The organism is Amycolatopsis sp. NPDC005003, assembly GCF_053600695.1.
Map to the genome: position 1 here is coordinate 158,263 of NZ_JBSGAI010000003.1, position 25,149 is coordinate 183,411.

23 protein-coding genes and 1 pseudogene are annotated in these 25,149 nt (G+C 72.0%); 9 read left to right on the forward strand and 15 right to left on the reverse strand.

All coding sequences use genetic code 11. The features are described 5' to 3' along the window. Positions 1–6 precede the first annotated feature (6 nt). The 3 genes from ACWED2_RS05020 to sigJ form a co-directional block, all read right to left on the reverse strand. Positions 7–594: a TetR/AcrR family transcriptional regulator gene (locus tag ACWED2_RS05020; RefSeq protein ID WP_449689136.1), complete on the reverse strand. Its 588-nt coding sequence runs from the start codon at positions 592–594 to the stop codon at positions 7–9. Continuing rightward, positions 573–1,370, reverse strand: coding sequence for an SGNH/GDSL hydrolase family protein (locus ACWED2_RS05025; protein ID WP_449689137.1), 798 nt, complete (start codon positions 1,368–1,370; stop codon positions 573–575). Before ACWED2_RS05025 ends, ACWED2_RS05020 begins: the two co-directional genes overlap by 22 nt. Positions 1,371–1,445: 75 nt before the next feature. Beyond that, positions 1,446–2,306 (reverse strand): RNA polymerase sigma factor SigJ, encoded by an 861-nt coding sequence (gene sigJ / locus ACWED2_RS05030; RefSeq protein WP_449689138.1) that lies wholly within the window; start codon positions 2,304–2,306, stop codon positions 1,446–1,448. Between the two features lie 99 nt (positions 2,307–2,405). Between sigJ and ACWED2_RS05035 the strand changes: the two genes are divergently transcribed. Next, positions 2,406–3,383, forward strand: coding sequence for an NAD(P)H-dependent oxidoreductase (locus tag ACWED2_RS05035; protein ID WP_449689139.1), 978 nt, complete (start codon positions 2,406–2,408; stop codon positions 3,381–3,383). A 5-nt stretch (positions 3,384–3,388) separates the two neighbouring features. On the opposite strand, the pseudogene ACWED2_RS05040 reads toward ACWED2_RS05035, so the two are convergent. Continuing rightward, positions 3,389–4,862: pseudogene (locus ACWED2_RS05040) on the reverse strand (GAF domain-containing protein). Between the two features lie 104 nt (positions 4,863–4,966). Between ACWED2_RS05040 and adh the strand changes: the two are divergent. Further along, positions 4,967–6,490 carry an aldehyde dehydrogenase gene (gene adh, locus ACWED2_RS05045; RefSeq protein WP_449689140.1) on the forward strand — a complete coding sequence of 508 codons (1,524 nt, stop codon included), beginning with the start codon at positions 4,967–4,969 and terminating at the stop codon, positions 6,488–6,490. Here adh and ACWED2_RS05050 read toward each other — a convergent pair. After that, entirely contained in the window at positions 6,469–7,839 is a 1,371-nt protein-coding gene (locus ACWED2_RS05050; protein ID WP_449689141.1) for a M20 family metallopeptidase, read from the reverse strand. The genes adh and ACWED2_RS05050 overlap by 22 nt on opposite strands. A gap of 54 nt (positions 7,840–7,893) precedes the next feature. Here ACWED2_RS05050 and ACWED2_RS05055 point away from each other — a divergent pair, with 54 nt between their 5' ends. The 3 genes from ACWED2_RS05055 to ACWED2_RS05065 are packed head-to-tail and all read left to right on the forward strand — an operon-like array spanning position 7,894 to position 9,675. Continuing rightward, entirely contained in the window at positions 7,894–8,577 is a 684-nt protein-coding gene (locus ACWED2_RS05055; RefSeq protein ID WP_449689142.1) for an MOSC domain-containing protein, read from the forward strand. Continuing rightward, positions 8,567–9,187, forward strand: coding sequence for a TetR/AcrR family transcriptional regulator (locus tag ACWED2_RS05060; protein ID WP_449689143.1), 621 nt, complete (start codon positions 8,567–8,569; stop codon positions 9,185–9,187). Before ACWED2_RS05055 ends, ACWED2_RS05060 begins: the two co-directional genes overlap by 11 nt. Before the next feature lie 2 nt (positions 9,188–9,189). Continuing rightward, complete coding sequence (locus ACWED2_RS05065; RefSeq protein WP_449689144.1) at positions 9,190–9,675, forward strand: hypothetical protein; 486 nt, start codon at positions 9,190–9,192, stop codon at positions 9,673–9,675. 28 nt (positions 9,676–9,703) lie between these two features. Here ACWED2_RS05065 and ACWED2_RS05070 read toward each other — a convergent pair whose 3' ends face one another. Then, entirely contained in the window at positions 9,704–11,269 is a 1,566-nt protein-coding gene (locus ACWED2_RS05070; protein WP_449689145.1) for a beta-N-acetylhexosaminidase, read from the reverse strand. 64 nt (positions 11,270–11,333) lie between these two features. After that, positions 11,334–13,211 carry a propionyl-CoA synthetase gene (locus tag ACWED2_RS05075; protein ID WP_449689146.1) on the reverse strand — a complete coding sequence of 626 codons (1,878 nt, stop codon included), beginning with the start codon at positions 13,209–13,211 and terminating at the stop codon, positions 11,334–11,336. A 185-nt stretch (positions 13,212–13,396) separates the two neighbouring features. Between ACWED2_RS05075 and ACWED2_RS05080 the strand changes: the two genes are divergently transcribed. After that, a complete protein-coding gene (locus ACWED2_RS05080; protein WP_449689147.1) occupies positions 13,397–15,166 on the forward strand; it encodes a serine/threonine-protein kinase in 1,770 nt (589 codons plus the stop codon). Positions 15,167–15,591: 425 nt separating this feature from the next. Here ACWED2_RS05080 and ACWED2_RS05085 read toward each other — a convergent pair whose 3' ends face one another. Next, the gene (locus ACWED2_RS05085) at positions 15,592–16,158 is read right to left on the reverse strand and encodes a class I SAM-dependent methyltransferase (RefSeq protein WP_449689148.1); all 567 of its coding nucleotides are present in this window, start codon (positions 16,156–16,158) and stop codon (positions 15,592–15,594) included. Positions 16,159–16,234: 76 nt separating this feature from the next. On the opposite strand from ACWED2_RS05085, the gene ACWED2_RS05090 reads away from it, so the two are divergent. Next, entirely contained in the window at positions 16,235–16,948 is a 714-nt protein-coding gene (locus ACWED2_RS05090; protein WP_449689293.1) for an AraC family transcriptional regulator, read from the forward strand. Between the two features lies 1 nt (position 16,949). Here ACWED2_RS05090 and ACWED2_RS05095 read toward each other — a convergent pair whose 3' ends face one another. Beyond that, entirely contained in the window at positions 16,950–18,518 is a 1,569-nt protein-coding gene (locus ACWED2_RS05095; RefSeq protein WP_449689149.1) for a dolichyl-phosphate-mannose--protein mannosyltransferase, read from the reverse strand. Between the two features lie 68 nt (positions 18,519–18,586). On the opposite strand from ACWED2_RS05095, the gene rsmI reads away from it, so the two are divergent. Beyond that, a complete protein-coding gene (gene rsmI, locus ACWED2_RS05100) occupies positions 18,587–19,423 on the forward strand; it encodes a 16S rRNA (cytidine(1402)-2'-O)-methyltransferase (protein ID WP_449689150.1) in 837 nt (278 codons plus the stop codon). Here rsmI and ACWED2_RS05105 read toward each other — a convergent pair. After that, positions 19,416–19,955 carry a QsdR family transcriptional regulator gene (locus ACWED2_RS05105; protein ID WP_449689151.1) on the reverse strand — a complete coding sequence of 180 codons (540 nt, stop codon included), beginning with the start codon at positions 19,953–19,955 and terminating at the stop codon, positions 19,416–19,418. The two genes, rsmI and ACWED2_RS05105, sit on opposite strands and share 8 nt — an antisense overlap. A gap of 52 nt (positions 19,956–20,007) precedes the next feature. On the opposite strand from ACWED2_RS05105, the gene ACWED2_RS05110 reads away from it, so the two are divergent. Beyond that, positions 20,008–20,964 carry a quinone oxidoreductase family protein gene (locus tag ACWED2_RS05110; RefSeq protein ID WP_449689152.1) on the forward strand — a complete coding sequence of 319 codons (957 nt, stop codon included), beginning with the start codon at positions 20,008–20,010 and terminating at the stop codon, positions 20,962–20,964. Here ACWED2_RS05110 and ACWED2_RS05115 read toward each other — a convergent pair. The 5 genes from ACWED2_RS05115 to ACWED2_RS05135 form a co-directional block, all read right to left on the reverse strand. Beyond that, the gene (locus ACWED2_RS05115) at positions 20,941–22,206 is read right to left on the reverse strand and encodes an aminodeoxychorismate synthase component I (RefSeq protein ID WP_449689153.1); all 1,266 of its coding nucleotides are present in this window, start codon (positions 22,204–22,206) and stop codon (positions 20,941–20,943) included. The two genes, ACWED2_RS05110 and ACWED2_RS05115, sit on opposite strands and share 24 nt — an antisense overlap. A 19-nt stretch (positions 22,207–22,225) precedes the next feature. Continuing rightward, the gene (locus ACWED2_RS05120; protein ID WP_013229984.1) at positions 22,226–22,840 is read right to left on the reverse strand and encodes a glycoside hydrolase family 25 protein; all 615 of its coding nucleotides are present in this window, start codon (positions 22,838–22,840) and stop codon (positions 22,226–22,228) included. A gap of 77 nt (positions 22,841–22,917) precedes the next feature. Next, complete coding sequence (locus ACWED2_RS05125; protein WP_449689154.1) at positions 22,918–23,682, reverse strand: ABC transporter permease; 765 nt, start codon at positions 23,680–23,682, stop codon at positions 22,918–22,920. Continuing rightward, a complete protein-coding gene (locus ACWED2_RS05130) occupies positions 23,672–24,649 on the reverse strand; it encodes an ATP-binding cassette domain-containing protein (protein ID WP_449689155.1) in 978 nt (325 codons plus the stop codon). The genes ACWED2_RS05125 and ACWED2_RS05130 overlap by 11 nt, the downstream gene beginning before the upstream one ends. 80 nt (positions 24,650–24,729) lie before the next feature. After that, positions 24,730–25,077 (reverse strand): hypothetical protein, encoded by a 348-nt coding sequence (locus ACWED2_RS05135; protein ID WP_449689156.1) that lies wholly within the window; start codon positions 25,075–25,077, stop codon positions 24,730–24,732. Positions 25,078–25,149: the final 72 nt, after the last annotated feature.

Consider the following 25,149-nt stretch of genomic DNA (forward strand, 5'->3'; position numbering starts at 1 on the left):
ATTCGATCAGGTGTTCGGGCGCATGGACCGGGTCGGCGTGTCGAGGTACGCGTCGAGCGTGACGGCCAGCGCCGCTTCGGGAGACGGCGCGAAGCTCGCGCCCGCGAGGCCGCCCCACAGCCACAGCTGGGCGAGCCCGTGCAGCGCCGCCCACAGTGACGCGGCGACCAGCCGCAGGTCGGCGCCGGACCGCGCGACCCGCGTCGGCACCGCCGCCACCAGCACGGCGAAGGTGTCGAACACCGCGCTCGCCGCCGCCGAGAGCGCCGGGTCGTCCGGGTCGACCAGGTCGCGGCGGAACATCAGCTCGAACATCGCCGGGTTGGTCAGTGCGAAGTCGAGGTAGCTGTGGCAGGCCGCGGTGAGCCGCTCCCGCGGCGAGGTTTCCGGCAGCGTCTCCCGGCGGGCGAGCAGTTCCGCGTACCCGCGGGTCGCGACGGCGGACAGCAGCTCGGCGCGGCCCGAGAAGTGCCGCAGTGGTGCGCCGTGCGAGACCCCGGCGGCCTTGGCGATCCCGCGCAGCGTGACCGCTCCGACGCCTTCGTCCGCCAGCAGTTCCGACGCCGTCGCGATCAGGCGTTGCCGGGTGCCCATGCCTCGTCCATCGTCATCGGGAGCAGGTCCGGGCGCTTCGGGAGGAAGCCGTCGCCGGGCTGGCGGCCGATCAACCGGTTGCGGGTGCGGGTCACCGCGACCGGCAGGACCTCCCGGAGCAGCCACCGCAGGTCGGCGCGCCGGCTGCCGGGTGCCGCGGTGCCGGGCAGCGGTGCGAGCCAGGCGGGGTCGTGGTCGAGGCCGAGCCGGGCGAGGACGTACGCGGCGAGCCGTCGGTGCCCGTGGGCGGACAGGTGCAGCCGGTCGGCGCCGAAGTAGCGCGAATCGGTGACGGCCTGGTCCGGCCACAGGTCGATGAGCTGGGCCCCGTAGCTGACGGCGGCTTCGCGGATGGCGTCGTTGAGCGCGACGATCCGCGGCCGCATCCGGTGGCCCAGCGGCATCCGGCGGGAGACGTCGCTGAGCGTGAAGGTCACCACCACGGGCGCGATGTCGGTGCAGGCGCGGACGGCGGCGTCGACCCGGCGGGCGACCGTGCGCGCGTCCCAGCCGCGGCTCATGACGTCGTTGCCGCCGCCGAAGAGGGCGACGAGATCCGGTGCCAGCCGCGTGGCCGCCGGGACCTGCTCGGGCACGATCTGGTCGAGCCGGCGCCCGCGGACGGCGAGGTTGGCGTAGCGGAAGCCGGGCTCGTCCTGGGCCAGGCGGGCGGCGACGAAGTCGGCCCAGCCGCGGTAGTGCCGCCGGTCCGGGTACGGGTCGTCGAGGCCCTCGGCGCAGCTGTCGCCGAGGACGACGAAACGGTGGTAGCTCATCCCGATCTCCGTAACCCGTGGTTCACCTTGTGGACACTGTCTATCAAACTTGTGTAGACAGTGTCTACTTCGGGTTCACCCGAGCCAGGGACCGAGCTTGTCGGGGTTCCGCATCGCCCAGATGCGGGTGATCCGGCCGTCCGCGATGTCGAAGGAGTAGACGGCCGCGAGTTCGTCTCCCCGCCGCAGCAGCAGCCCGGGCTCGCCGTTGACCGTCCGCTCCACGAGCGTCAGCGAGCCGGCGGCCGCGAGCTCGGCCACGTACCGGGCGACGAGCTCGCCGCCTTCGATCGGGGCGATCGCGGCGCGGACCCGGCCGCCGCCGTCCGCGGTCAAGGCCGCGTCGGGGTCCAGGAGCTCGATCAGGGTGCCGATGTCCCCGGCGGCCCAGGCCTCCTTGAAGTCCCGGACCAGGCCGGCTTGCCCGGCCGCGGGGGCCGCGGGGCGGGCCGACGCGCGGATCCGGCGGCGGGCCGCGGAGGCCAGCTCCCGGCACGCGGCCGGCGTCCGCCCGGTGATTCCGGCGACCTCGGCGAAGGAGTACCCGAAGACGTCGTGCAGGACGAGGGCGACGCGCTGGGCCGGCGTCATCGCTTCGAGCGCGACGAGGAAGGCCATGCTCACCGACTCGTCCAGGGTGATCCGGTCGGCCGGGTCGGGCTGGTCGGGCACCGGCTCGGGCAGCCACTCGCCCACGTACCGCTCACGCCGGACCCGCGCCGAGCCCAGGACGTCCAGGCAGATGCGGCCGGCCACCGTCGTCAGCCAGGCGCCCGGCGAGGAGATCTCCTCCTGCTGCGCCGGGGTCAGGGCGTACCAGCGCGCATAGGTTTCCTGGACGGCGTCCTCGGCTTCGGTCAGCGAGCCGAGCAGCCGGTAGGCGAGGTTGACCAGGTGACGTCGTTCGGCGACGACCGGTTCCGATGGCGTTGTCATGACTCCTCCGACGACACAGCCTGCCCGAACGTCAGGACCTGACGTTCGCGCGGCCTGCTTCGTCGTACCGCTCGAAGCCAACCGGACAGGGGAGAAACGATGATCAAGATCGGGATCGTGCTCGGCAGCACCCGCTCCGGCCGCGTGGGCGACCAGGTGGCCGACTGGGTCCACGAGCGGGCCGCGCGCCGGAGCGACGCCGCGTTCCAGCTGATCGACCTGCGCGACCACCCGCTGCCGCACCTCGAGGAGCCGCCGAGCTTCTCGGGGCAGTACCAGGACGAGCGCACCCGGGCCTGGGCCGGGGTCGTCGCGTCGTGCGACGGGTTCGTCTTCGTCACGCCGGAGTACAACCACTCCGTTCCCGGGGTGCTCAAGAACGCCCTCGACCACGTCCACGTCGAATGGAACAGCAAGGCGGCCGGCTTCGTCTCGTACGGCGGGGTCGGCGGCGCCCGCTCGGTCGAGCAGCTGCGGCTGGTCTGCGGGGCACTCCAGCTGGCCGACGTGGCCCCGCAGGTCACGCTGCCCCTGGCGACGGAGTTCGAGAACCGCACCCTCTTCAAGCCGGGTGACCACCAGCTCGCCGCGCTGGACACCCTCCTCGACCACGTCGTCGCCTGGAGCACCGCGCTGGCGCCGCTGCGGGGCGGCGCGGCGGAAGCGGCCGTCAGGAGCCGGCTCGACGAGGTGATCGAAGCGTTGCGGGCCAAGGATCTCGACGCGCTGCGCGGGGTCTACGCGCCGGACGTCGTCTCCTTCGACGTCGAACCGCCGCTGCAGCACGTCGGCGTCGACGCGAAGCTGAAGAACTGGGCGAAGGTGTTCACCATCTTCGAGAAGGTGGACTACGAGCTGCGCGACCTGACCGTCACGGTCGGCGCCGGCCTGGCCGTCGGGCACGGCTTCGGCCGGGTCAGCGGCACGCTGCCGACCGGCGAAGACGTGTCCGGCATGTGGGTGCGGGCCACCTTCGTCTTCCGGAAGCTCGGGGCCGGGTGGGTGATCGTGCACGACCAGGCGTCCGTGCCGTTCGACATCGTGACCGGCCGGGGCGTGGCGGACCTCGAGCCGTGAGGAGCTCAGGCGAGCCGCGCGCGGTGGGTGGCCACGGCGGCCCGCCGCGGGTCGGCCGCCGGGAGCGTCCGCAGTAGCGCGTCGAGCACCGCGAAGTCGTCGGCGCCGCAGGACGTTTCCCAGAACGGCCACAGCACGGCGGGGTCGCCGCTGTTCAACGCCACCTGGCGCACCTGCGCGGTCAGGGTCTCCCGCTCCTCGCGGATCGCGGGTGCTTCCGACTCCGGCAGCAGCGGCCCGCGGAAGACACGCAGCGCCTCGGCCGGGGTGCCGGACCGCACCGCCGTGCGGGCGCGGAGGAAGTCGGCGTCGACGTCCGCGGCCAGGCGGTACGGGCGGGTCTGCACCACCGACGCGCCCAGCTGGGACCGCAGCCGGTGGATTTCGGCGCGGACCGTCACCGGATTGCCCGGCTCGCCGTAGAGCTGCAGGGCCAGCCGCTCCGCGGAGAGGCCGTTCGGGTGCAGGGCAAGTAGCGTCAGGATCTCCGCGTGCCGCAGCGTCAACGGCACTTCGCGACCGTCCACAGTGGTCGCGTGGGCGCCGTCGGACAGGTACTCCAGGCGCAGCCGGGGCCGGGGTGCTCCGGCTGGGGACGACAGCCGGAGCAGGTAGCCATCGGGCAGGGGTTCCACCGTGGCGAGGCGGCCGTCGGGCAGGGCGATCGTCCCGCCGCCGGGTCGGACGTCCACTGTGGACGGCAAGGTGCAGGACTCGGCCGCGAGCACCCCGGCCGGCCGCGGAAAGCAGCGCGCCCGGGCGGCCGCGCAGAGCCGCCAGGTGCGGCATGTTGACCCGCCGCAGCCGCTCGTCGCGGAGGGCCAGCTGGGCGCGCAGCTGGCCCTCCGCGAGCTGCGCGGTCGCGGTGACCAGGGAAAGCATCGCCGGGTGCACCGTGCGCAGCGGGCCGCTGACGTCGATCGAGCCGAGCAGCACGCCGGTCTCCGGGTCGCGCACGGGCGCCGCCGCGCACGTCCACGTGTGGTAGCGCCGGACCAGGTGTTCGGCCGAGTAGATCTGCACCGGCTCGCCGGTGGCCAGTGCCGTGCCCATGGCGTTGGTGCCGATCGCCGCTTCGCTCCACTGCGTGCCCTCGGTGAGGCCGACCCGGTCGCCGCGCACGAGCTGGCCCGCCGCGCCTTCGCGCCAGAGGATCAGGCCGTCGGCGTCGGTGACGATCATCAGGTGCTCGGCGTCGTCGGCGATGCTCACCAGCATCTGCCGCAGCACCGGCAGCACGGGTGCCAGCGGATGGGCCTCACGCAGCGCCGCGAGGGCGGCGGAGTCGTGGACGAACGGGGCTTCGCCGTCGTCCGGGTCGACCCGGGCGGCCAGCGAGCGGTTCCACGAGTCGGAGACCACGGAGCGTGGCGACCGCGGGCCCGGCACGCCGGCCAGCACCGCTTCGCGGACGTGCCGCAGGAGCCGCGCGTACGACTCCGGGTCGCGCAGCAGCTCGGGTTCCGGCGACTCTGCCACGCCTGCCAGCGTAGATACCGCGCGCGCCGCGGTGCAACGCGCGTGCAACGTGGCCGGACCTACCTTCGCCGCACCCGATCACTCCGAGCAACGAGGCAGGGAAGATGGTCCAGTACGCCGCACCGAACACCGAAGGCAGCGTCGTCAGCTTCGAGCCGCGCTACGACCACTACATCGGCGGCGAGTACGTGCCGCCGGCGAGCGGCCGGTACTTCGAGAACCCGACGCCGGTCACCGGGCAGACCTTCTGCGAAATCGCCCGCGGTACCGCCGAGGACGTCGAGAAGGCGCTCGACGCGGCCCACGGCGCGGCACCGGCGTGGGGCCGGACGTCGATCGAGGAACGCGCGAACACCCTGCTGAAGATCGCCGACCGGATGGAACGGCACCTCGAAGCGATCGCGGTCGCCGAGTCCTGGGAGAACGGCAAGCCGGTCCGCGAGACGCTGGCCGCGGACATCCCCCTCGCGATCGACCACTTCCGCTACTTCGCCGGCGCCCTGCGCGCCCAGGAGGGCGGCATCTCGCAGATCGACGAGCACACCGTCGCCTACCACTTCCACGAGCCGCTCGGCGTGGTCGGCCAGATCATCCCGTGGAACTTCCCGATCCTGATGGCGGTCTGGAAGCTCGCCCCGGCGCTGGCCGCGGGCAACGCCGTCGTGCTCAAGCCGGCCGAGCAGACCCCGGCGTCGATCCACGTGCTGATGTCGATCATCGGCGACCTGCTGCCGCCGGGCGTGGTCAACATCGTCAACGGCTTCGGCATCGAGGCGGGCAAGCCGCTCGCGTCGAGCAGCCGCGTCCGCAAGATCGCGTTCACCGGCGAGACCACCACCGGCCGGCTGATCCTGCAGTACGCCAGCGAAAACATCATCCCGGTGACGGTCGAGCTCGGCGGCAAGAGCCCGAACATCTTCTTCGACGACGTCGCGGCGGCGAACGACTCCTTCTATGACAAGGCCCAGGAGGGCTTCGCGCTCTTCGCGTTGAACCAGGGCGAGGTCTGCACGTGCCCGTCGCGCGCGCTGATCCAGTCCGGCATCTACGACCGCTTCCTCGGCGACGCCGTCGAGCGGGTGCGGAAGATCAAGCAGGGTCACCCGCTCGACACCGAGACGATGATCGGCGCGCAGGCGTCGAACGACCAGCTCGAGAAGATCCTGTCCTACGTCGACATCGGCAAGCAGGAGGGCGCCGAGATCCTCACCGGCGGCGCCCGGTCCGACCTCGGCGGCGAGCTGTCCGGCGGCTACTACGTCGAGCCGACGGTGTTCGCCGGCGACAACAAGATGCGGATCTTCCAGGAGGAGATCTTCGGCCCGGTGGTCTCGGTGACGAGGTTCGACGACTACGCCGACGCGCTCAAGATCGCCAACGACACGCTGTACGGCCTGGGCGCGGGTGTCTGGTCGCGGGACGGGAACGTCGCCTACCGCGCGGGCCGCGACATCCAGGCCGGTCGCGTGTGGGTGAACAACTACCACGCGTACCCGGCGCACGCGGCCTTCGGCGGCTACAAGGCGTCCGGCATCGGGCGCGAGACGCACAAGATGATGCTCGACCACTACCAGCAGACGAAGAACCTGCTCGTCTCCTACTCCGATCAGGCGCTCGGGTTCTTCTGATGCCCGGGCGGCGCTGAACCCAGCGCGTCGAACAACGCCGTGGCGAGCACCAGGCCCTCCCGGGCGACCGGGGCGAGCAGGTGCTCGTCCGGCGCGTGCTGGTTGCAGCCCGGGTACGAGTGCGGCAGCCACAGCGTCGCCAGGCCGAGGACGTCGGTGAACACGTGGTTCGGCAGGCCGCCGCCGAAGCTGGGCAGCACCGCCACCGGGCGGTCCGACACCGAGCTCAGCACGTCCCGGGCCCAGCTCACCCACGGGTCGTCGACCGGCGTCCGGCTGGCCAGGAAGTTGCCTTCGGTCCGCACCGAAACCATCGGAAAGCCTTGCGCCGCAAGGTGTTCGCGGATGGCCGGGGCGATCCCGTCGACGTCCGTCCCCGCCACGTAACGCAGCTGCAGCACCGCCCGGGCGCGGCCCGGGATCGCGTTGACCGGGCGGTCGACGTCCGCCGCTCCCAGCGAAAGCACCTCGAGGGTGTTCCAGCCGTAGAGGCGCTCGGCGGGCGTCAGCCGCTGGTCGCCCCACGTGGCGTCGGAGGCCTCGACCACGACGTCCGCCAGCGCCGAGCGCACCGGCTCCGGCAGCTCCGGCGGCAGCAGCGCCGGCACTTGGACGCGACCGTGGCCGTCGACCAGGCTCGCGATCGCGCCGGCCAGCGTCGTGGCCGGGTTGCGCAGGATGCCGCCCCAGTTGCCCGAGTGGTGGCCGCCGGGGTGGAGGTCGACGTCCAGGTCGATCCGGACGCCGCCGCGCGCGCCGAGGAACACCGTCGGGGTCGCCGCGTCGAGGCGGGGGCCGTCCGAGGCGACCAGGACGTCCGCCGCGAGCAGCGCCTTCTCCTGCGCGGCGAACTCCGCGAGCCCCGGCGACCCGATCTCCTCGCCGGTCTCGACCAGGAACTTGAGGTTGAACCCCAGCCGCCCGCGCTCGGCCAGCACCAGCCGCAACGCCGTCAGGTTGATCAGGTGCTGGCCCTTGTTGTCCGCGGTGCCGCGGCCGTACCAGCGCTCGCCGTCCGCGGTCAGCGTCCACGGATCCCGGCCCTCGCTCCACGTTCCGGCTTCCCCGACGACGTCGGCGTGGCCGTAGCAGAGCAGCGTCGGCAAGCCGGGCGATTCGGTGCGGACGCCCACGAGGAACGGCCCGCCCGCGGGGTCTGGGTTGGCGTGCTGGGTGACTTCGCAGCCCAGGCCGGTCAACGCCGGCGTCAGCACCTCGTCGAAGTAGGCCTGGATCGCCGCGCGGCCTTCCGGGGCGTCGCTGACCGTGGGGTAGGTGACCAGCGCGGCCAGTTCGGTGAAGAGGGCGCCGGAGTCGACCTGGGCGCGGGCCTTGCCGAGCAGTTCCATGCCCGCCACCTTAAAGCCGGGAAACTTTACGAACGGTCGTGCTACCTTCGGCCCATGAACGTCGACGGCGTGTTTGTGGGGGAACCGGGCGTCCTGGGCCTCCGGCGGGACCGGCCGGTGCTGAGCGCGATCACGAAGGCGCGGGTCACCGTGCCGGAGCTGAACCTGACCGAGCTGAACCTCGACGGCGACCGCCAGGCCGACCTCACCGTGCACGGCGGGGTCGACAAAGCGGTTTACGTCTACCCGGCCGAGCACTACCCGGCCTGGGCGGCCGACGGCCTCGACGCCGAGCCGGGCGGCTTCGGCGAGAACGTCTCGCTGTCCGGCGCCACCGAGGACGACGTCCGGATCGGGGACGTCTGGGCCTGGGGTGACGCGCTGGTCCAGGTCTCGCAGCCGCGGCAGCCGTGCTTCAAGCTGGCCATGAAGACCGGCCGCAAGGACGTGACCCCGCTGATGATCGACAGCGGGCGCTGCGGCTGGTACCTGCGCGTCCTGCGGCCCGGCACGGTACCGACGTCCGGCGCGGTCGAGCTCGCCGAGCGCGCGGACGGCCCGACGATCACCGAGGTGTACCTCGTCTCCTTCGCCAACTACGGACAGCTGCCGGAGGACAAGGTCGAGGCGGCGCTGGACCTCGCCGACCGGGTGCTGGCCACCCCCGCGCTTTCGGCGTCCTACCGCGGCGGCGTCCAGTCCACTGTGGATCGCTGGCGGGCGAAGCGTGCCGGTTGACGGCCGGATCGCCCGCGGCGACGCGACCCGGCGCCTGGTGCTGCGCCGGGCCGTCGACGTCGGTTCGGTCGACGGCCTGGAGGGGTTGTCCCTCGGCCGGCTGGCCACGGAACTGGAGCTGAGCAAGAGCGGCGTGTTCGCGCTGTTCGGTTCCAAGGAGGAGCTGCAGCTCGCGACGATCGAGGCGGCTTGGGAGATCTTCCGGTCGCACGTGGTGACGCCGTCGCTCGCGTTCGCGCCCGGGCTGCCACGCTTGCGCACGGTGTGCGAGCAGTGGCTGGACTACTCGGAACACCGGGTCTTCCCGGGCGGCTGCTTCTTCTTCAACGTCGGCGCGGAGTTCGACGCGCGCCCGGGCCGGGTGCACGACGCGGTGGCGGCGGCGAACGGTTCGTTCGCCGCCTTCCTCCGGGAAACCGCGGCGGAGGCGGTCGCGCTCGGGCACGTCGACGCGGACGCCGAGGTGCTGGCGTTCGAACTCCACGCGCTGGGCCGCGCGGCCAACGCCGACGCCGTCCTCCACGGCGCCGCGGATTTCTATATCTTGGCGAGGAGGGTGATTCGCGCGCGGTTGGACGCGGTCGCGCGGGCTTGTGGGGGGAAACTGTGAGAATGCCGGTCGTCGCCGTGGTAGCGGCTGTGCTCGTGGTGGCCGGGTGCGGCAAGGAGCCCGACCCGCGGGCCTACCCGGGCAGCGAGAACGGGGTGAGCTGGGAGGAAGCGACGGCGCGGTACCGGATTTCGCCGCCGCCGTGCCCGGTCGACGACCTGCGCTTCGACATCCGGCCGCGGCTGACCGACCGGCTGGCGTTCACGTTCACCGCGGACAAGTCCTGTGTGGACGCTTATCTGAAGCGGTACGGCGTCGACCCGGCCGACCCGTGGCTCCACTGGCCCCGCGACTTCCCCGGCAGGCCGCCGCTCTACGAAGGCACGGTGCAGGATCTCGGCTGGACGTTCGATCCGAAGGTGGAGCACTTCGTCTACTCCGGCTTCCGGACGCCGGACCGGTGGTCGTCGTTCGAAGTGGTCGTGCGGCCGGGACCCGGCCGGGAAACCGCCTACTTCCTCAGCCGCACCCTGGGCGGCGACGGGTGAGGGCCGCCCGTGGGGGCGGCCCTCCCGGTCACTTCCAGTCGACCTGCGGGGAGCGGTAGAAGTCGATGCCCTGCGCCACCCAGCGCGGAGCCTGCTTCGCCAGCCGCGTGCGGTAGGCGGCCCAATCGTGGGTGCTGCGAGGGGACCAGCCGATCTCCGCGATCCCCGGCAGCCGCGGGAACGCCATGTACTCGATGTCGTCGCTGGTGCGGATCGTCTCGGTCCACAGCGGCGCTTCGACACCCGCGACCTGGCTCTCGCCGACGCCGTTGACGAGCGACGCCGGATCCCAGTTGTAGCCGTCCTTCACCTCGATCAGCGCGGCCCAGTCCTGGCCGAGCGGCGTCGACTCGGTGTACTTCATGTCGAGGTACGCGAAGTTCGCCGGCGACATCAGGATCTTGTTGCCGCGCGCCGCGGCCGCCGCGACGTCCGGGTTGTCGCCGCCGAAGTCCCAGTACTGCGGGACCGCCGACACCGGCGGCACCGACTTGGCGATCTCGTGCCAGCCGGTGACCTTCTTGCCGTACTTGGCGACGATCGGCTGCACCTTCCGCTCGAAGGCCAGGTAGTCCGCGGGCGGCGTCGAGTGGGCCTCGTCGCCGCCGATGTGCAGGTACTCCCCGGGCGTGAGGGCCGCCAGCTCGCGAACGACGTCCTCGACGAACTTGTAGGTGATCGGCGAAGAGATGCACAGCGAGCTGTAGCCGACCTCGGTGTCCGTGCGCGGCGGGACGGCCTTCCCGTCGCAGTTCAGCTCCGCGTACGTCGACTGCGCCGCGTTCGTGTGGCCCGGCATGTCGATCTCCGGGATCACCGTGATGTGCCGCGAAGCGGCGTACGCGACGATGTCCTGGTACTGCGCCTGCGTGTAGTAGCCGCCCGGGTCGCCGTCGACGGCCGTCTTGCCGCCGACCGTCGCCAGCTTCGGCCAGCTCTTGATCTCGATCCGCCAGCCCTGGTCGTCGGCCAGGTGCAGGTGCAGCGTGTTGACCTTGTACTGGACGATCTGGTCGATGTACCGCTTGACCTGGTCCGGCTTGAAGAAGTGCCGGGCGACGTCGAGCATCGCGCCGCGCTCGGCGAAGCGCGGGTAGTCGAGGATCGTGCCGCCGGCCACGGTCCACGTCCGGTGCTGCACGCGCTTGGCCTCGATCGCCGACGGCAGCAGCTGCCGCAGCGACTGCACCCCTTCGAAGAGCCCGTCCGCGGTGTTGGCGGTGAGCGTGACGCCGTCGTGCGCGACCTTCAGCCGGTAACCCTCGGTGCCGATCCGCGGGTCGTGGCCCAGCTTCAGCGCGATCGCGGGTTGGCCGGCGGCCTGCGGCACGACCGGCAGCGGGTACCCGGTGGCCGGGCGGAGCAGGCCGCGCAGGTAGTCCGCGACCTGGCCGGACCCGCGGTCGGCGGCGATCACGGTGGCCGCGGTGAGCCGGAATTCGCCGCGGGGATCGGCCTTCGCCGAGACGGGCGCCGGCACGACGTCGGTCACGCTGCGTTCGGGAGCGGCCGTGGCGGCCGCGGCGGAAGCGGGCAGGCCGGCGGCCGTGAGACTCACGACGGCCGCGGTCAGGACGGCTCTGGACAAGCGCATCGAAGCACCTCCGGTCGGGGACTCCTGCAAAGGTACAGACCAGCCGGGGCATTTGGAACAGTTCTTAACGAAGGGCGGCCCGGATGGCCTCCAGGACGCCCGGGTCCTCGATCGTGGAGGGCACCGCCTCGTCGCGGCCGTCGGCGATCGCGCGCATCGTCTTGCGCAGGATCTTCCCCGATCGCGTCTTCGGCAGTGCATCCACAATGGACACATCGCGGAAGGCGGCGACCGGGCCGATGTCCCGGCGGACCATCGCCACGAGCTCGTCGCGCAGCTGGTCCGCGGCGATGTCCGCGCCCGCCTTGAGCACCACGAACCCGCGCGGCAGCTGACCCTTGAGCTGGTCGGCCACGCCGATCACGGCGCACTCGGCGACCGCCGGGTGGGCGGCCAGCACGGCCTCCATCGACCCGGTGGACAGCCGGTGCCCGGCGACGTTGATGACGTCGTCGGTGCGGCCCATGACGAACAGGTAGCCGTCTTCGTCGAAGTACCCGGAATCGCCGGTCAGGTAGTGGCCTTCGTAGCGCGAGAGGTAGGCCTCGCGGTAGCGCTCGTCGTCGCCCCACAGCGTCGGCAGCGATCCCGGCGGCAGCGGCAGCTTCACCGTGATGGCGCCTTCGCGCCCGGCCGGGAGCTCTTCGCCGGCCTGGTCGAGGATGCGGACGTCCCAGCCGGGGACCGGCTTGGTCGCGGACCCGGCCTTGACCTCCATCGGCTCGAGGCCGCGGGGGTTGGCGGCGATCGGCCAGCCGGTCTCGGTCTGCCACCAGTGGTCGACGACCGGGACGCCGAGCTTCTCGTGCGCCCAGTGGTAGGTCTCCGGGTCGAGCCGCTCGCCGGCCAGGAACAGCGTCCGGAACTGCTTCAGCTCGTACTTCTCCAGCTCACGGGCGTCCGGATCGACCTTCTTGACCGCGCGCAGCGCGGTCGGCGCGGTGAACAGCGCCTGGACGCCGTGTTCGGCGATGACCCGCCAGAACGCGCCCGCGTCGGGCGTGCCCACCGGCTTGCCCTCGTACATGACCGTGGTGGCTCCGACGAGCAGCGGCGCGTACACGATGTAGGAGTGCCCGACGACCCAGCCGACGTCGGACGCCGTCCACCAGACGTCGCCGGCGTGGATGTCGTAGACGGCGTCCATCGAATAGGCGAGCGCGACGGCGTGGCCGCCGGTGTCGCGCACGACGCCCTTCGGCTTCCCGGTCGTCCCGGACGTGTAGAGGATGTACAGCGGATCGGTGGCCGCGACCGGCACCGGGTCGGCCGGGTCGGCGCCCGCCGCCAGCTCGCGCCAGTCGAAGTGGCGGCCGGAGGTGGCCGGCGCCTGCTCGCGCTGCAGCATGACGACGTGGTCGGGCTGGTGCTCGGTCATGCCCAGGGCGGCTTCGATGATCGGCTGGTACTCCACGATCCGCGTCGGCTCGATCCCGCAGGACGCGGCCAGGATGACCTTGGGCTTCGCGTCCTCGATCCGCGCCGCCAGCTCCTTGGGCGCGAACCCGCCGAAGACCACCGAGTGCACCGCGCCGATCCGCGCGCAGGCCAGCATGGCGATCGCGGCCTCCGGCACCATCGGCAGGTAGACGATCACCCGGTCACCCTTCGTGACTCCGAGCGAGCGCAGCGCGCCGGCGAACCGCGCGACCGTGTCGCGCAGCTCCTCATACGTGTAGGTGCGTTGCCGTCCGGTCACGGGAGAGTCCCAGATCAGCGCGGCCTGGCCGCCGCGGCCGGCCTCGACGTGCCGGTCCAGCGCGTTGTACGACGTGTTCAGCTCGGCATCCGGGAACCACCGGTGGAAGGGCGGGTTCGCGTCGTCCAGCGCCCGCTCCGGCGGCCTGGTCCAGCTGATCGACCGGGCCGCGGCCAGCCAGAACGCGTCCCGCTCGGCCAGGCTGCGCCGGTAGACTCCGGAGTACTCGGAGTACGCGCCCATGCTCCGCTCCTTCGGGTCGGACGGTCCGCCGGTTCCCATCATGGCCCGGGAGCGGCGGGCGCGCCGGATTCCCCCGCGGAAAGACCCGGCAACCTCACGGAGCCCGGGAGCGTCCTAAGCTGGACCGCGGGCAAACGCCGCGTGACGGCCACGAAGTGAACACGGACAGTGAGGGGAGCCCGGCGGTGAACGGACTCGCGAGCGCGTTGCTCTCGCTAGCCCATTCCTTGTTCGGCCCGGGTTTCTGCCCCGGCGACTGGGTTTGGGCCACGAGTGCGGCCGGCGCGCTCGTCGCGCTGATCCCCCCGGCCGGCGCGGTCGCCGTGTCGATCATCCGGAAGGGCACCGGCAACCGCTACGACGCCACGACGCTGGGTGTCTTCGGCGCGATCGGCGTGCTCAGCGCGCTGGTGCTGCCGTGGCTGCTGTCGAACGGCGTGTCAGGGGTCTACCGGGCGGCGTTCTCCGGCGCGAAGACCGGCCTGAGCAACAACGAGCTGTCCTCGCTGGCCGGTGACGGCGGCTGCTGGGTCGGCAGCCAGACCAAGTACCTCGGCGGCGGCCAGACCGTCTACGACGTGCTGTTCGCCAAGAACGGCAGCGACCTCCCGTTCATCGTCTACCTGATCGCCTTCGCCGTGCTGGGCGCCGGCTCGCTGTTCTTCGTGATGCTGCAGGGCCGCACGGCCTTCCGCCGCGGCCCGAAGTGGCCGTCGCGGTTCTTCTGGATCCCGTTCGCCGCGATGCTCGTGTTCAGCGTCGGCATGGAAGCGAACACCGCGCTGCACTTCTGGCTCGGTTTCCTGCCGTTCAGCGTGCTGGGCCTGATCCCGGTCGCGATGGTCGGGCCGCCGCCGTGGTCGGTGATCAACCGGTCGGACCGGTCGGACGAGCCGCCGCCGCGCCGGCCGGAGCCCCAGGGCCCGCCGCCGTCGCAGGTCCAGCCGCGCCCGACCCCGCCGCCCCCGCCGCCGCCCCCGGTCAACCGGCCGTACCCGAAGACGGCGCTGGCGTCCGCGCCCGAGCCGCCGTCCCCGCCGGGCGGCATGCTGGCCGCGGCGCCCGGCCCGATCCCGCCGCCGCCCGGCTCCCGCAACGCCGGCGGCAGCCGCTACCGGCGCGTCAAGCAGCTCGGCGCGGGCGGGTTCGGCACGGTCTGGCAGGCCGTCGACACTCAGCTGAACCGCACGGTCGCGTTGAAGATCGCGCACGCGCCGGACCGTGACACGGCCGAGCGCATGCAGCGCGAAGCCCGCGCGCTGGCCGTGGTCAGCCACCCGAACTGCGTCAAGGTGTACGACCTCGCCGAGGAGCCGGACGGCCTGGCGCTGGTGATGGAGTACCTCGAAGGCCGTCCGCTGGCCGAGCTGGTCGACGGCCAGGGCCCGCTCGACGACGTCGCCGCGGGCCGCCTGTGGGCGACGATGGCGGGCGCGCTGGCGGCGGCGCACGAGAAGGGCGTGCTGCACCGCGACATCAAGCCGTCGAACATCGTCCTCGACCCGAGCGGCCTGGCCCACCTGATCGACTTCGGCATCGCCCGCAGCCAGGGCGACTCGAAGATGACGGCCACCGGGATGATGATCGGCACGCCGGACTTCGTCGCCCCGGAGCAGGCGATGGGCGCGACGGCGTCCCCGGCGTCGGACGCCTGGCAGCTGGCGGCGACGATCAGCTACGCGCTGTCCGGCCAGCCGCCGCGCGGGACCCGGGAGACGCCGATGGCGGCGTTGATGGCCGCGGCCCGCGCCGAGCCGGTGTCCCGGCTGCCGCAGCGCAGCGCGCACGCCCGGCTGCTGGCGGCCTCGCTGGACCCGGAGCCCCGCCGTCGCCCGACGCTGAACGCGGTGCGCCGCGAGGTCGAGGGCTGGCTGTCGCGGGCGGGCAAGTCCGCCGACGGCCCGGTGACCCGGGTGGTGCCCCGCCAGCCGGGGAGCCAGCTGCCCCGCCGCTAGACGAGTAATGCGTAACTCGGTTAGTGGCCGGGTGATGCCCCCTCAAATGACGGAGCTGGGTGGTCATCCCGTCGCCTGCGGCCTGAAAATCACTTTGAGCCGGGCCCGCAACCAACAGACTGACGTGACCAGACGACGCAGGCTTGCGGGCCCGGCTCAAAGTGATAGGCCTCAATCAGGCGACGGGATGACCACCCCGCGGCCCACCTCCAGAAGGTGAGGTGGCAGCGGTAGTTGTGGCCATCCCGGAGTCTGCCTGTCCGGCGAGGACATGCTTTTTCTTCTAAGCCGCGGCAGAAGTGTCCTCTGCTCTGCCGCGGCAGGGTGAACCCGCGGCAGAGCGGGTCTGGTGACGTCGTTGGTCGCCTTGCGCTCCCGGCCGCCGGTTCGCGTGTTGTTCGCCGACCGAGTTACGTATCACTCGTCTAGGGCTTCACGGCCGAGAAGGTCACCAGCTCCTTCGGCCGCAGCTCGACATCGACCTGCTCGAAGCCGGCCTTCTCCAGGCGGCCCGGCAGCGTGCCCGCGTCGACGACGTTCATCGTGTCGCCGATGTGCAGCAGCCGGAACCGGAGGTTGAGCTGGCCGTCGAAGCCGCAGTACGTGCCGCCCGGCCGCAGCACCCGCGCCGCCTCGGCGAAGATCGCGTCCTGCAGTTCCGCCGTCGGCACGTGGTGCAACATCGTGAAGCAGGTGACGGCCGAGAACCGGCCGTCTTCGAACGGCATCTCCGCGCCGCTGCCCTCGACGACCTCGGCGCGGCCGCCGTACTTCACGCGCAGCAGTTCGCTCGACGCCGGGTCGATCTCCAGCACCGTCAGCTTCGGCACCAGGCCGAGCAGCACCTTCGTGGTGGCCCCGAAGCCGGGGCCGATCTCGAGGACGTCGTCACCGAGGTCGCGCTGGGCCAGCCACGGCGTCAGGCGTTCTTCGACGGTGTTCGCCCATTTCTCCGAGCTGCAGATCTTGCGGTGGATCAGGTTCATCGGCATGCGTCCGACGCTATTTCGGTGCCGGACTGGCCGGTAGCCGATAGCCTGTCACGTGATGTCGCGAACCGGCCAAGCCATGCTGATCGGCGAGTTCGACCTGCCCGCCGGCACCTGGTTCCCGTGGCACGAGCACCCGATCCACCAGCTGGTCTGGTCGGCCAGCGGGGTCGTCGCGGTCAAGGCGGGCGACGCGGGCTGGGTGCTGCCGCCGACGCGGGCGTTGTGGATGCCGGCCGGCATCCGCCACCGCACGGGCGCACTCGGCCGGGCGGCGCTGCGCGGCATCTACGCCGATCCGTCGTTGTCGCCGGTGTCGTGGCTCCGGCCGCGGATGGTCGCCGTCCGGCCGCTGCTGCGCGAGCTGCTGGAGTACCTGACCGGCGACGGCGTGGCGCCCGCGGCCCGGCTGCGCGCCGAAGCCGTGGCCTTCGACCTGCTCGAGCCCCTGGACGTCGTGCCGATCGCGGTGCCGTCGCCGTCCGACCCGCGGGCGCGCGACGTCGAGCGCGCGGTGCTGGCGAACCCGGCGGACCCGCGCACGCTGGCCGAGTTCGGCCGGGACGTGGGAGCGGCGGAGCGGACGCTGGCGCGGATCTTCGTCCGCGAGTGCCGGATGCCGTTCGGGACCTGGCGCACGCAGGCGCGGCTGCGGGCGGCGCTCCCGCTGCTGGCCCAGGGCACGCCGCTGGAGACGGTGGCCCACCGCGTCGGGTACAGCTCGGCGAGCGCGTTCGTCGCGGCCTTCCGGCGGGCCGTCGGGGTCACGCCGGGGGCCTACTTCGCGGGCTGAGCTACCGCCAGGAGGGCAGCCAGCGTTCGGCTTCCCACTGGCCGTTCGTGATCGCGATGCCGTTCAGGATCGGCCACAGCCAGGCGAAGTTCGCCACCACCAGCCCGACGTACAACGACACCACGAGCAACCCGGTCCCGCGTCTCTCGAAGCCCCGCCGGGCGCTGCCGAGGATCTGGCCCAGGCACAACGTCAACCCCAGCGCCAGGAACGCCGCCAGCGGCGTCGCGTAGAAGAAGTACATCTGGCGGTCGATGTTGGTGAACCAGAAGACGTACCCGCCCAGGTAGCCGGCCAGCACGGCCGCGAAGCGCCAGTCCGCGCGGAAGATCGAGCGCCAGGCCGCCCAGCCGAGCATCGGGATCGCCAGCCACCACATCGCCGGGGTGCCGATCAGCATCGTCGCGCTGATGCAGCGGGCCTCGCCGCAGCCGGTGACTTCGCCGTTGTAGCTGTACAGCATCGGGCGCAGGCCCATCGGCCACGTCCACGGCTTCGACTCCCACGGGTGCGGGTTGTCCTTGGGCGTGACCAGGGTTTCGTGGAAGTGCAGGACGTTCGCGGTGTAGTCGCCCAGCGAGCGCAGCGCCGGCGGCACCCACGACCAGAAGCCGGGCGCGATGTCCTTGATCTCGGTGTAGTGCCGGTCGGTGGCGGTTTCGCTGGCGAACCAGGCCCAGTACGCGGCGAAGTACATCAGGAACGGGACGAGCAGGATCGCCCACAGCGCGGGCAGCACGTCCCGGCGGATGGTGCCCAGCCAGGGCCGTTCGACGCCGGCCGCGCGCCGGGCCGCGACGTCGAAGAAGACGGTGAGCAGCCCGAACGCGACGATGTAGTACAACGCCGACCACTTGACGCCGAAGGTGAGCCCGATCATCAGCCCGGTTCCGAACCGCCACCAGCGGAAGCCGAGCTTGGGACCCCAGACGGACTCGTTCACCCAGCCTTCGCGGACCGCCGTCGCGAGCCGTTCGCGCACCTGGTCGCGGTCGGCGAGCACGCAGGCGAACGCGGCGAGCACGAACAGCGCGATGAAGATGTCGAGCATGCCCATGCGCGACTGGAGGTGCAGCACGCCGTCGCTGATCACCAGGATGCCGGCGATGCCGCCGAGCAGCGTCGAGCGGGTCAGGCGGCGGGCGATGCGGATGGTCAGCAGCACCATCAGCGTGCCGGCGAGCGCGGGCATGATGCGCCAGCCCCAGCCGTTGTAGCCGAACAGCCATTCGCCGATCGCGATCAGCTGCTTCGCCAGCGGCGGGTGGACGACCAGTTCGTAGCCGTAGTTGTCCTCGTAACCGCCGTTGCGCAGCACCTGCCACGCCTGCGGCACGTAGTGCTTCTCGTCGAAGACGGGGCTGCCCTTGTCCGTCGGCTCGCCGAGGTTCTGCAGGCGGACGATGCCGCCGATCAGCGTCAGCACCAGGGTGACGACCCAGCCGCGCAGGCGATCGGTCGGCAGGCCACGGCCGAGCAGGGTCAGCTCGCGGTCGGTGGGCGGCCGGAGCGCCTCGACCGGGTCCGGCCGGACGCTTTCGTCGTCGGGACGGGTCAGCACGGCGGTCACGGGGGCGATCCTACGGGCGAGGCAGGGCGTGCGTCGTCCGGATCCGCTGATCAGCCTAGGCTGGCCGGGTGACTTCCGGCCGCCTGATCCTCGCCGCCACCCCGCTCGGCGACGTCCGCGACGCTTCCCAGCGCCTGGCCTCGGCCCTCGCGGACGCCGACGTCGTCGCGGCCGAGGACACCCGCCGGTTCCGCTCGCTGGCGACGGCGCTGGGCGTGACCCCGCGCGGCCGGGTGGTGAGCTTCTACGAAGACGTCGAGTCGGCACGCCTGCCGAAGCTGCTCGAAGCGTTGCACGCGGGCGAGACGGTGGTCCTGGTGACCGACGCCGGGATGCCGAGCGTGTCCGACCCGGGTTTCCGCCTGGTGGCGGCCTGCGTGGCCGAGTCGGTTCCGGTCACCTGCCTGCCGGGCCCGTCCGCGGTGACGACGGCGCTCGCGTTGTCCGGTTTGCCGTGTGACCGGTTCTGCTTCGAGGGGTTCGCGCCCCGCAAGCCGGGCGAGCGCACGCGGTGGCTGACGGCACTGCGCGACGAGCCCCGGACGGCGGTGTTCTTCGAGTCCCCGCACCGCCTGGGATCGCTGCTGGAAGACGCGGTGTCGACGCTGGGCGGATCGCGGCGGGCGGCGGTGTGCCGGGAGCTGACGAAGACGTACGAAGAGGTGAAGCGGGGGACGCTCGCGGAGCTGGCTTCGTGGGCCGCGGACGGGGTGCGTGGCGAGATCACGGTGGTGCTCTCGGGTGCTGAGCCGCGGTCGGTGTCGGTGGCGGACCTGGTGGGCGAGGTCGCGGAGCGGGTGGCCGCGGGCGAGCGCCTGAAGTCGGCGGCGGCGGAGGTCGCCGAGGCGGCCGGGGTGTCCAAAAAGGAGCTCTACGACGCCGTGCTGGCGGCCCGGGTCAAGTGAGCAGCGCGGTCACCGCGGCGTGCGCCTTCGCCGCATCAGGCGCGTCTCCGGTGATCACGTCCGTGTACACGAACGACTCGCCGATCCGGACCAGCAGATAGGCCAGGTCCGGCACCGGCAGCGGTGGCTCCAGCCGTCCGGCCGCCACCTCCGTTTCCAGCAGTTCCGAGACCTTCTCCGTCGTCCGTCGTTGGCAAACGCTTGCGCGGGTCGTCAGCAGCCGCAACGCGCGCTCCGGCTCTCGCCGCAAGAAGTCGCGGAACGGCGGTGAGTCGTTCGCGAACCGGACATACCCGCTGACGAAGTCCGCCACCCCCGCGGCTCCGCGCCCCACGCACGAAGGCCACAGCCGCGCGATCGTCACCTCCGAAAGCGACCACAGGATCTCGCCCAGCAGCAGGTCGCGGGACCCCACCCGCCGGTGCAGCGTCGCCCGGCTGATCGACAGCGCCTGGGCCAGTTCCCCCATGTCGACCCGGCGGCCGGCCAGGAACCAGTCGCGGGCGAGGGTGAACGCGTCCGAGTGAGACATATGTCAGAATGTCTCACAACCACTGGGGCTGCTGACGGAGAGGGAACGCGACATGCGCGCAGTGCAGGTGACCGAGTTCGGCGGACCCGAGGTGCTCACCCCCGTCGAGCTGCCCGAGCCGGTCCCCGGGCCTGGCGAGGTGCTGATCGACGTCGAGCGCATCGGCGTGAACTACGCCGACACCCACCAGGCGGAAAACTCCTACCTCGCGCCGTCCCAGCTGCCGCTCGTCCCGGGTGGCGAGGTGGTCGGAACCCAGGACGGCAAGCGCGTCGTCGCCCTGCTCAACGGTGGTGGCGGGTACGCCGAGAAGGCCGTCGCGCCGGCGGCGACCACCTTCCCCCTTCCCGACGGCATCGACGACCTCACGGCGCTGTCCATGCTGGTCCAGGGCACGACGGCCTGGGTGCTGCTGCGCCGGAACGCCCACCTCGAGCCGGGCGAATCGGTCGTCGTGCACGCCGCGGCCGGTGGGGTGGGCACCATCGCCGTCCAGCTGGCCAAGGCCTGGGGCGCCGGCCGCGTCATCGCCACCGCCAGCAGCGAGGAGAAGCGCGCGCTGGCCCTCGAACTCGGCGCCGACATCGCGATCGACTCGCGCGCCGAGGACATGACCGCCGCGCTGCTCGAGGCCAACGACGGCCGCCGGGTCGACGTCGTGCTCGACATGGTCGGCGGGACGACCACCGACCAGAGCATCGCCGCGCTCGCCCCGTTCGGCCGGCTGGCCTTCTACGGCATGGCGGGCCGCGAGAGCCCGAAGCCCGTCGAGCTGCGCAACGTCCTCGGTCACAGCACCACGATCAGCGGCATGTGGCTGCCGCACGTCTTCCGGCTGCCGGGCAACGTCTTCGGGACCGCCCTCACCGACCTGTTCGACCTGGTACTGGCCGGGAAGCTCAAGGCGATCCCGGGCGGCGAGTACGCGCTGTCGGACGCCCGCGGCGCGCACGAGGCCCTGCGCTCCCGCAAGACCGTCGGCAAGCTACTGCTCGACCCCGGCAAGTAACGGGTTCGCCAGGAGGTGTTCCAGGGGTGCCGCCTTGTGGAGGCACTCCTGCCACTCCGCCTCCGGGTCCGAATCCGCCGTGATCCCGCCGCCGACGCCGAGCGCGATCGAGCCGCCGGAGAGCTCGAACGTCCGGATCGCGACGTTCAGCTCCAGCCCCGCCGCCGGCGACACCAGCCCGATCGCGCCCGTGTACACCCCGCGCGCGGTGGGCTCCAGCGAGGCGATCAGGTCCAGGGCGCGGATCTTCGGCGCGCCGGTCACCGACCCCGGCGGGAACGTCGCGGCGAGCAGGTCCGCGTCCGAGACGGCGGCCCGCAGCACCCCGGTCACCGTCGAGTCCAGGTGCCACACCCCGGGCGCCGGGCGCACCTGCAGCAGCGACGGCACCGTCACCGAGCCGACCTCGCACACCCGGCCGAGGTCGTTGCGCACCAGGTCGGTGATCATCACGTTCTCCGCGACGTCCTTCGTGGACCGGCGCAGCAGCGCGGCGTTCCCGTCGTCGCCGGGTCCGCGGCGGGGGAGCGTTCCCTTGATCGGCGTCGAGCGCACCGAACGCCCGTGCCGCGCGAGGAACAGCTCCGGCGAGAACGACACGACCGATCCCCACGCCCCCGACAGGAAGGCCGCGCGGCGGGGGGCCAGTGCGGACACCCCGGCCGAGAACAGCGCGGCCGGGGAGCCGGAGAACGAACCCGTGAACCGCGCGCAGATGTTGGCCTGGAACAGCTCACCGGCCTCGATCGCGTGCACGCACGCCTTCACCGCGTCCCGGTGCTCCGACGGCAGCGGGCGCCGCAGCGGCCCGGCCGTCCACGACGCCGGCGGCGCGGGAGCCGCCAGCAGTGATTCCATTGTGGACACCGAGGGACCGCCGCCGTCCAAGGACTCCAGGTAGCACGTTCCCGACGTGGACCACCGCAGCACGTGGTCCGCCCAGCCCCAGGCGGACGCGGGCAGCGCGCCGGACCGGCCCGACGGGTCGGCCGAGTCGTAGCCCAGGTACCCGAACCAGCCACCCCCGATCACGCCCGGCCCGGCGTCGGCCTGCGCGGGGAGATCCGGGAGGGCACCCGGCGCCACGTGCAGCGACGGCGCGATCACGGCCCGGGAAGAAAACCACTCACCGGACAGCATCGCGGGCGGCGGCAACCCGCGCGAAGCAGCGTGGTGGGCGAGTACCGAAAAAGCGCGCGCGGGCGTGACATTCGTCCGGATCGGGGTGCTCGTCACGCGCATGGCGACATACCACCACAGGTCAGAGCAGCAGGTCGCCCAATGTGAACGGGTACACGACGGCGTTCTGCTCCACCGGCGCGGCGATGCCGGGGACGTCGGGTGCGTACGCGTGCTGGTGCACCCCGAGCCGCGAGTGGAACCAGCCAGCCCGCCCCGGGATGCCGTTGTGCCGGACCAGCCACAGCACCACCTCGCTGTCGGCCCAGCGGTCCGGGTGCAGGCGGTGCTGCCAGCAGTCGTAGTCGGCGTAGACCAGCACCCGCTCGATCCGCGCCGCGTGCCGGACGTGCTTGATCCACGCCTTGACGAACCGGTCGTCGACGCTCGGCGCCGCCACCTCCAGCGCCGGGGCGAGCGAGCCGGGGGCGAACGCGCCGAGCCTGCTGGCCGTCCGCACGAAGAAGTCCGCCTGGTCGTGGACCGCGCCGGGCCGCGCGTAGTGCCGTCCGCCGGCGTGCAGCCCGGCCTCCTGCGCGCCGGCCAGGTTGCGCTCCGCGGCCGGGTTGCTCCAGTTGACGTTCTCGCTGATCGTCACCGACACGAACCGGGTCTGCGCGCCGCGCACGGCCTGCCAGTCGGCCACCTGCTCGCGGTGCGACAGCGAAATGCCGAGTTCACTCTCCGGCTCTGTCACGGTCCGCCCCCGGCACGTCGGTGGAGAGCACACCATACGTCGCCGGAGACGGACCCGCAGTGACAGACACGTGTTGATCAGGCGTTTTCGCGTTGGAAGGTGCGTGTTCCCCACCACACGGACAACACGGCCATCACCAGCACCACGACACTGCCCGTGAACAGGGCGTCCATCGTGAAGTCGCCGCGGAAGGTGTTCCGCTCGACGTCGACGACGTGCCGGAACGGGTTGATCTGCGAAACGGTGTACAGCCAGTCCGGTGCGACGCCGGCCGTGATCGGCAGCAGGATCCCCGAAAGCAGCAGCAGGGGGATGAGCACCGCGTTGAGCAGGGCCGGGAACGTCTCCTCGCTCTTGAGTGTCAGCGCGAGCGCGTAGGAGCACGACGCCAGCGACACCGCGAGCAGGAACACGATCAGCAGGCTCAGCAGCACGCCGCCGACCGGGGCGTCCAGGTCGAACGCCAGGTACGCCAGCGCGATGATCAGCAGCGCCTGGACGACGGCCTGCAGCGCGTTGGCCAGCACCTTGCCCAGCAGCAGCGCGACCCGGCTGACCGGCGTCACCCGGAACCGCTCGACGACGCCGGAGCGGTATTCGGCCAGCAGCCCGAAGCCGACGAACGAGCTGCCGAACAGCGCCAGCTGGGCGATCAGCGCCGGGGTCAGCAGCATCCAGCCGTCCACTTCGGACAGCCCTTGGCCCTGCATGGCCTTGACCATCAGCGGTCCGAACAGGAACAGGTACAGCAGCGGCTGCATGATCCCGATCAGCACCCACGTCGGGTTCCGCAGTGCCGCCAGCATGTCGCGGCGGAAGATCAGCCAGGTGTCACGCAGCACGGCCGGCCTCCTCCGCTTCCCGCAGCGAACGCCCGGTGAGCGTCAGGAAAACGTCGTCCAGCGTCGGCCGGTGGACCTGGACCGACAGCATCGGGATGTTCTTGGCGTCCAGCGCGCGCAGCAGTTCCGGCAGTGCGACGTCGCCGCGCGGCACCCGGAACCGGACCTCCCCGCCGTCGGTGGACAGCTCCTGCGCGCCGGCCAGCCGGCCCGCGATCTCCGCGGCGTCGGTGGCCTGCCCGGGGTCGACGCCGACCTCGACGCGGTCGCCGTTCACCCGCGCCTTGAGCGCGTCCGGGGTCCCTTCGGCGACGATCCGGCCGTCGTCGATGACGATCAGCCGGTCGGACAGCGCGTCGGCCTCGTCGAGGTAGTGGGTGGTGAGGAAGACGGTCACGCCCTGCTCGGCCCGCAGCCGGCGGATGTGCTCCCACAGGTTGGCGCGGCTCTGCGGGTCGAGGCCGGTCGACGGCTCGTCGAGGAACACCAGGCCGGGTGAGTGGATCAGCCCGAGCGCGATGTCGAGCCGCCGCCGCTGTCCGCCCGACAGCGTCTTGGTGAGCCGCTGGTCCAGCCCGGTCAGGTCGAGCTGCTCGGCGAGCTCGGCGCCCCGCGCGATCGCGTCGGCCCTGCTCATCCGGTAGAGCCGGCCCTGCAGCTCCAGCTCGTCGGCGACCTTGCTTTCGGGCGCGCTGCCGCCGCCCTGGGCCACGTAGCCGATGCGCTTGCGCACGCCCAGGGGGTCGGACAGCAGGTCGCAGCCGCCGACGGTCGCGGTGCCCGCGGTCGGCTCGAGCAGCGTGGTCAGCATGCGCAGGGTGGTCGTCTTCCCGGCGCCGTTGGGCCCGAGGAAGCCGACCAGCTCGCCCGCTTCGACGTCGAGGTCGACGCCCTTCACCGCGTGGACTTCGCCCCCAGTGCGGCCCTTGCGGCGGAACCGCCGCTCGAGACCGCGTGCCGTGATCATGAGATCCCCTCTCGAAAGTAGTCAAGCTTGACTAGCTGAGTCGCAACTGTGCCCGACAAGCGTGCGCTAGTCAAACTTGATTACCGAGCGGGTGGCTCGCCTAAGGCCGCTTCGGACTCGCCCGCCATCACGTAGTCGCCCGCCTCGAGCCGGGCGATCAGGCGTTCCAGCCAGGCGTAGCTCGCGTCGGTGATCCCGCCCCACAGCCGGTACAGCTCGCCGACGTGCTCGGGGGTCCCCAGGCCGATGTTCACCTTGAGCTCTTCGAGCATCAGCTTCGCCTGCTGCTGCTCGGCCTCCAGGTGCACCAGCCGGTGCCGGAGCAGGTTGATCACCCGGGCCCGGAGCAGCGTCGTCATCAGCGAGATCGCGGCCGACAGGTCGGGGTGGTTGAGCTGCGGATCGGACAGCGCCTTCGAGAGCAGCACCTGGTACTCCTGCTCGCCCTCGGCCGTCAGCGCGCACCTGGTAGCCGTGCGCGCGGCCGAACATCCGCACCA